Annotated in this window: 6 protein-coding genes; 2 read left to right on the forward strand and 4 right to left on the reverse strand. The window is 61.9% G+C overall.

Features of this window, described 5'->3' with window-relative positions; translation table 11 throughout:
- Positions 1-2: 2 nt before the first annotated feature.
- From BMY68_RS27720 to BMY68_RS27730, 3 genes are all read right to left on the reverse strand, one after another.
- Positions 3-665, reverse strand: coding sequence for a TetR/AcrR family transcriptional regulator (locus tag BMY68_RS27720; RefSeq protein WP_007930696.1), 663 nt, complete (start codon positions 663-665; stop codon positions 3-5).
- Between the two features lie 88 nt (positions 666-753).
- On the reverse strand, positions 754-2,148 hold the full coding sequence (locus tag BMY68_RS27725; protein ID WP_009042038.1) for a uracil-xanthine permease family protein: 1,395 nt from the start codon (positions 2,146-2,148) through the stop codon (positions 754-756).
- Positions 2,149-2,280: 132 nt separating this feature from the next.
- Complete coding sequence (locus tag BMY68_RS27730; protein ID WP_007930700.1) at positions 2,281-3,201, reverse strand: LysR family transcriptional regulator; 921 nt, start codon at positions 3,199-3,201, stop codon at positions 2,281-2,283.
- Between the two features lie 126 nt (positions 3,202-3,327).
- Between BMY68_RS27730 and BMY68_RS27735 the strand changes: the two genes are divergently transcribed.
- Positions 3,328-4,677 (forward strand): omega-aminotransferase AptA, encoded by a 1,350-nt coding sequence (locus tag BMY68_RS27735; RefSeq protein WP_053259531.1) that lies wholly within the window; start codon positions 3,328-3,330, stop codon positions 4,675-4,677.
- A 76-nt stretch (positions 4,678-4,753) separates the two neighbouring features.
- Entirely contained in the window at positions 4,754-6,247 is a 1,494-nt protein-coding gene (locus tag BMY68_RS27740) for a CoA-acylating methylmalonate-semialdehyde dehydrogenase (protein WP_085533765.1), read from the forward strand.
- 48 nt (positions 6,248-6,295) lie between these two features.
- On the opposite strand, the gene BMY68_RS30005 is transcribed toward BMY68_RS27740, so the two are convergent.
- Positions 6,296-6,643: hypothetical protein (locus tag BMY68_RS30005; RefSeq protein ID WP_204840083.1), on the reverse strand; the 348-nt coding region annotated here is incomplete at its 5' end.

Consider the following 6,643-nt stretch of genomic DNA (forward strand, 5'->3'; position numbering starts at 1 on the left):
CTTTATAAGGCAGGCTTGAGGCCGCAACCCTTGAGGATGATGCGGATCAGGTTGTTGCCGGCGTCTTCCATGTCCTGCTTGGTCAGCTTGCTGCGACCGGTGACGCGGCAGATCTGGGTGGCGAAGTCGGCGTAATGCTGGGTGCTGCCCCACAGCAGGAAGATCAGGTGCACCGGGTCCACGGGGTCCATCTTGCCGGCGTCGATCCAGGCCTGGAACACCGCGGCGCGCCCTTGGAACCAGGCGCGGTAGTCCTGGCTGAAGTATTCGCTGAGGCATTCGCCGCCGCTGATGATCTCCATGGCGAAGATTCGCGAGGCCTGCGGCTGGCGCCGGGAGAACTCCATCTTGGCGCGGATATAGCGGGTCAGCGCTTCGGCCGGGTCGTCCTCGGCGGTCAGGGTGTTGAAGGTGCTGTCCCACAACTCGAGGATGTTGCTCAGCACCGCGACATACAAACCAAGCTTGTTGGTGAAGTAGTAATGCAGGTTGGCCTTGGGCAGGCCGGCATTCTGCGCGATGGTGTTCATGCTGGTGCCTTTGAAACCGTGACGGGCGAACTCGTCTTCGGCGGCCTTGATGATCGCTTCTTCGTTTTTCTGACGAATACGGCTGGCGGGCTTGGCGGTTTGAGGGCCGGCGTGGGCTGGGACTTCAAGGGTCATAGGCATTTCCGAGCTGTTCTGTGGGTGCAACCAGTGCGTTGATAGCGCACCCACAGGCCTCAGACAAGTCTTAATGGGCAGAAAACCCTCAAAGCGGTTCCAGGGTGTCGCTTTCGCGAGCCGGATTTGCGCTACGCAGCGCGGCCCGATCTTCCGGCAGCAACAGGCACATGAGGATCGCGGTCAGGCCGCCGCTGGTGATCGCCGAGTCGAACAGGTTCTGCACCACCTTGGGCAACAGGTGCAGCAGGTTCGGTTGCGCCGCGATCCCCAGGCCGACGCCGAAGGAGGTGGCGATGATCAGCATGCTGCGCCGGTCCAGTGGTGCCTGGGCGAGGATGCGCACGCCGGCCGCGGCGACGCTGCCGAACATCACCAGGGTGGCGCCGCCGAGCACTGGCTTGGGGATTTGCTGCAGCACCGCGCCGATCAGTGGAAACAGGCCCAGGCAAAACAGCAACAGGCCGATGTACAGCCCGACATGACGGCTGGCGACGCCGGTCAGCTGAATCACCCCGTTGTTCTGGGCGAAGGTGGTGTTGGGGAAGGCGCTGAAGGTCGCGGCGATCATGCAACTGACGCCGTCGCCGAGGATGCCGCCCTTGAGCCGGCTTATATAAGAAGGGCCGCTGATGGGCTGGCGGGCGAGCATGCAGTTGGCGGTCAGGTCGCCGACGGTTTCGAGGGTGCTGATCAGGTAGATCAGCGCCACAGGCAGGAACGCTGTCCAGTCGAAGCTGAAACCGAAGCGGAAGGGCGTCGGCAGGCTGATCAGCGGTAGGTCGGGCAACGCCTGGGGCACCAGCTTGCCGCTGAACCAGGCGGCGAGGCTGCCCAGGGCCAGGCCGATGATGATCGCCGACAGTCGTACCCAGGGCGTGTTTGAGCGGTTCAGCAGGATGATGGTCAATAGCACCAACAGGCCCAGCGCCAGGTTGCCCGGCGCGCCGAAGTCCGCGGCATTGAAGCCGCCGCCCAGGTCGGTGATGCCGACCTTGATCAGGCTGACACCGATCAGGGTAATCACGATGCCGGTGACCAGCGGCGTGATGACCCGGCGCAATTGGCCGATGAAGCGGCTCAGGACGATCTGCACCGCCGCGCCGAAAAAGCACACGCCGAAAATCATCGCCAGGATGTCTTCCGGGCTGCCGCCCCGTTGCTTGACCAGAAAACCCGCGGACAGCACCGCGCCGAGGAAGGCAAAGCTGGTGCCTTGCAGGCAGATCATCCCCGCGCCGATTCCGAACGGCCGACGCGCCTGAATGAAGGTGCCGACGCCGGAAACCATCAGCGCCATGCTGATCAGGTAGGGCAGGTGGGCGCCCAGGCCCAGGGTCGAGCCGATCACCAGCGGCGGGGTGATGATGCCGACGAAACTCGCCAGCACATGCTGCAGGGCGGCGAGGATCGCGGCGAGTGGTTTCGGGCGATCGTCGAGACCGTAGATCAGGTCGCTTTGGCGCAAGGTGTCTGGCTGCATGGACGGGGAACTCAGGGCTGATGGTTCAAGGTCATCGTGCCCTGCAAAAAGCTGTCCAAGTGCTCAGGTTATTGCCTGTGTTTACCGTTGTGGGGCAATAGGGGCGGGGCTTTTATAGTGTCGTAGGTTTTTTCAGCGGGTGGCCGCCAGGCTGTCCAGGAAGCTTTCCAGCACCAAATGGGGGCGACGGCCCTTGCGCGTGACCGATGCCAGGCTCAGGTCATAAAAACGTGAGCCGGGCTTGAGCGCGCGCAGTCGTCCCTGCTGGACCCAGAGGCTGGCGTAGTGGTCCGGCAGGTAGCCAATGTAGCGTCCGGTGAGAATCAGGAACGCCATGCCTTCGCGGTCCGAAGCGCTGGCGGTGCAATTGAGCGCCTGGTAATGGGCCTGGATCTCGGCGGGCAGGCGGAAGGTCGGGGCGATGGCGTCCTGCTCGTTGAGGCGCCGGTCGTCCAGTTGCTTGTCGTCGACATAAAACAGCGGGTGGCCGACGGCGCAATAAAGCAGCGAGCGTTCGCTGTACAGCGGTTGGTATTCCAGCCCGGACAAGGCACTGGCCTGGGGCACTACGCCGACATGCAGGCGCCCGTCGAGCACGCCTTGTTCGACTTCGTTGGGGGCGATCATGCGGATCTGGATCTGCACGTCCGGCCCGCGCTCCTTCAGTTGTGCCAGGGCATGGGTGATGCGCATGTGGGGCAGGGTGACCAGGTTGTCGGTCAGGCCGATGATCAGTTCGCCACGCAGGTGCCGGTGCAGGCCGTTGACCTCGGTACGAAAGCTTTCCAGGGCGCTCAACAGCTGCAGGGCCGATTGATACACCTCGCGACCCTCTTCGGTCAGCGAGAAGCCGGCGCGTCCGCGTTGGCACAGGCGCAGGCCCAGGCGTTGCTCGAGGTCGCTCATCTGCTGGCTGATGGCCGAACGGCCAATGCCGAGCACGGTTTCCGCGGCGGAGAAGCCACCGCACTCGACCACGCTGCGAAAGATCCGCAGCAGGCGGATATCAAAGTCGCTGACTTGCGCCAGCGGGTCGGCGCGACGGCTGCTCATAGTTTAGTGGGCCACTGACTGAAGGTTATAAAAGTTGGATTTCACCGACTTTATAGCCGTGGCAACTTAGCTGCAACAACGCTTTCCGATCCCTGCGCCGCTTATTGCCCTGCGAGGTTTTGCCCCATGAACATGCATGAAAACGCTCCAGCTTCCCTGGCCAGCCAGCTCAAGCTCGATGCTCACTGGATGCCCTACACCGCCAACCGCAACTTCCAGCGCGATCCGCGTCTGATCGTCGCCGCCGAAGGCAGCTGGCTGGTCGACGACAAGGGGCGCAAGGTCTATGACTCGCTGTCCGGCCTGTGGACCTGTGGCGCCGGCCACACCCGCAAGGAAATCCAGGAGGCGGTGGCCAAGCAACTGGGCACCCTCGATTACTCGCCAGGCTTCCAGTACGGTCACCCGCTGTCGTTCCAGCTGGCCGAGAAAATCACCGCGCTGACCCCGGGCAATCTGAACCACGTGTTCTTCACCGACTCCGGTTCCGAATGCGCCGATACCGCGGTGAAAATGGTGCGCGCCTACTGGCGCCTGAAAGGCCAGTCGACCAAGACCAAGATGATCGGCCGTGCCCGTGGCTATCACGGTGTGAACATTGCCGGCACCAGCCTCGGCGGGGTCAACGGCAACCGTAAACTGTTCGGCCAGGCGATGATGGATGTCGACCACCTGCCGCACACCCTGCTGGCAAGCAACGCGTTCTCCCGCGGTATTCCGGAGCAGGGCGGTATCGCGCTGGCCGACGAACTGCTCAAGCTGATCGAACTGCATGACGCTTCCAACATCGCCGCGGTGTTCGTCGAGCCCCTGGCCGGTTCCGCTGGCGTGCTGGTGCCGCCACAGGGTTACCTCAAGCGCCTGCGGGAAATCTGCGACCAGCACAATATCCTGCTGGTGTTCGACGAAGTGATCACTGGTTTCGGCCGTACCGGCAAGATGTTCGGTGCCGACAGCTTTGGGGTGACCCCGGACCTGATGTGCATCGCCAAGCAAGTCACCAACGGCGCGATTCCGATGGGCGCGGTGATTGCCAGCTCCGAGATCTACCAGACCTTCATGAACCAGCCGACCCCCGAGTACGCGGTGGAATTCCCCCACGGCTATACCTACTCGGCGCACCCAGTGGCTTGCGCGGCCGGTCTGGCGGCACTGGATCTGTTGCAGAAAGAAAACCTGGTGCAGAGCGTCGCTGACGTGGCACCGCATTTCGAGAAGGCACTGCATGGCATCAAGGGTACGAAGAATGTCATCGACATCCGTAACTACGGCCTGGCCGGTGCCATCCAGATTGCCCCGCGCGATGGCGATGCCATCGTGCGTCCGTTCGAAGCGGGCATGGCCCTGTGGAAAGCCGGTTTCTACGTACGCTTCGGCGGCGACACCCTGCAGTTCGGCCCGACCTTCAACAGCAAGCCGCAGGATCTGGATCGTCTGTTCGATGCCGTCGGCGAAGTGCTGAACAAGCTCGACTGATTCCTCCCTCTATATATAAGTACAAACAGCAGGCGCTCCTTGGCGGGCGCCTGTGGACAACTTCAGGAGTTCCCCGATGAGCGTTATCCCGCATTTGATCAATGGTGAACTGGTGACCGAGAGCGGTCGCGCGGTCGATGTGTTCAACCCGTCCACCGGTCAGGCGATCCACAAGCTGCCGCTGGCCAGCCGCGAAACCATCCAGAGTGCCATCGATGCCGCCAAGGCTGCCTTCCCGGCCTGGCGCAACACGCCGCCGGCCAAACGTGCCCAGGTGATGTTCCGCTTCAAGCAATTGCTGGAGCAGAACGAATCGCGCATCGCCCAGTTGATCAGCGAAGAACACGGCAAGACCCTGGAAGACGCCGCCGGTGAGCTCAAGCGTGGTATCGAAAACGTCGAGTTCGCCTGTGCCGCTCCGGAAATCCTCAAGGGCGAGTACAGCCGCAACGTCGGCCCGAACATCGATGCCTGGTCCGACTTCCAGCCGCTGGGCGTGGTTGCCGGCATCACCCCGTTCAACTTCCCGGCGATGGTGCCACTGTGGATGTATCCGCTGGCGATCGTCTGCGGCAACTGCTTCATCCTCAAGCCATCCGAGCGTGACCCGAGCTCGACCCTGCTGATCGCCCAGCTGTTGCTGGAAGCCGGCCTGCCGAAAGGCGTGCTGAGTGTGGTGCACGGCGACAAGGCCGCGGTGGACGCGCTGATCGAAGCGCCGGAAGTCAAGGCGCTGAGCTTCGTCGGTTCGACGCCGATTGCCGAATACATCTACGCCGAAGGCACCAAGCGCGGCAAGCGCGTGCAGGCACTGGGCGGTGCGAAGAACCACGCCGTGCTGATGCCGGATGCCGACCTGGACAACGCGGTCAGCGCCTTGATGGGCGCGGCCTATGGTTCTTGCGGCGAGCGTTGTATGGCGATCTCGGTTGCCGTGTGTGTCGGCGACCAGGTGGCCGATGCGTTGGTGGCCAAGCTGGTTCCGCAGATCAAGGCGCTGAAAATCGGTGCCGGCACTTCCTGTGGCCTGGACATGGGGCCGCTGGTCACAGGACAGGCGCGGGACAAGGTCAGCGGTTATGTCGCGGATGGCGTGAAGGCGGGCGCGAAGCTGGTGGTCGATGGTCGTGGCCTGAGCGTGCCGGGTCATGAAGAAGGCTTCTTCCTCGGTGGTTGCCTGTTCGACAACGTCACCCCGGAAATGCGCATCTATAAAGAAGAGATCTTCGGGCCGGTGCTGTGCGTCGTGCGGGTGAACAGCCTGGAAGAGGCCATGCAACTGATCAACGATCACGAATATGGCAACGGCACCTGCATCTTTACCCGTGACGGGGAAGCGGCGCGTCTGTTCTGTGACGAGATTGAAGTCGGGATGGTGGGGGTCAACGTACCGCTGCCGGTACCGGTGGCATACCACAGCTTCGGCGGCTGGAAGCGTTCGCTGTTTGGCGACCTGCATGCCTACGGTCCGGACGGTGTGCGTTTCTATACCCGTCGCAAGGCGATCACTCAGCGCTGGCCGCAGCGTGCCAGCCATGAAGCCTCGCAGTTCGCCTTCCCTAGCTTGTAATAAGCAGAAGGGTATTAAAGGCCGCCCCCTTGGGGGCGGCCTTTGCTTTTAGGGGCTTTTTGACTGATATGACAGATTTGTGAAAATAAGTGTTGACGGCAGATTCTGGAAGTCTATAATTCGCCCCACTTCCGGCGCAGTCGAAACGGAAAACTCCTTGAGATTCAATGAGTTACACGGTTTTCGGCAGCGGTCACGCTTCAGTTCATCGAAGCCCGAAGGAGTTGGTTCGGCAATATGTTTTCGCCGGGTTAACGATTCGATCTTCTCGGTCGAAAGCGGAGAAAAAGAGGTGTTGACAGCAGCGTGTAACGCTGTAGAATTCGCCTCCCGCTGACGAGAGATCGGAAGCGCAAGTGGTTGAAGTTGCAAAGGAAACTTTGAAAGCTTCTTAAA

Source organism: Pseudomonas sp. NFACC41-3, from assembly GCF_900109505.1.
GTDB classification, from domain to species: Bacteria; Pseudomonadota; Gammaproteobacteria; order Pseudomonadales; family Pseudomonadaceae; genus Aquipseudomonas; species Aquipseudomonas chlororaphis.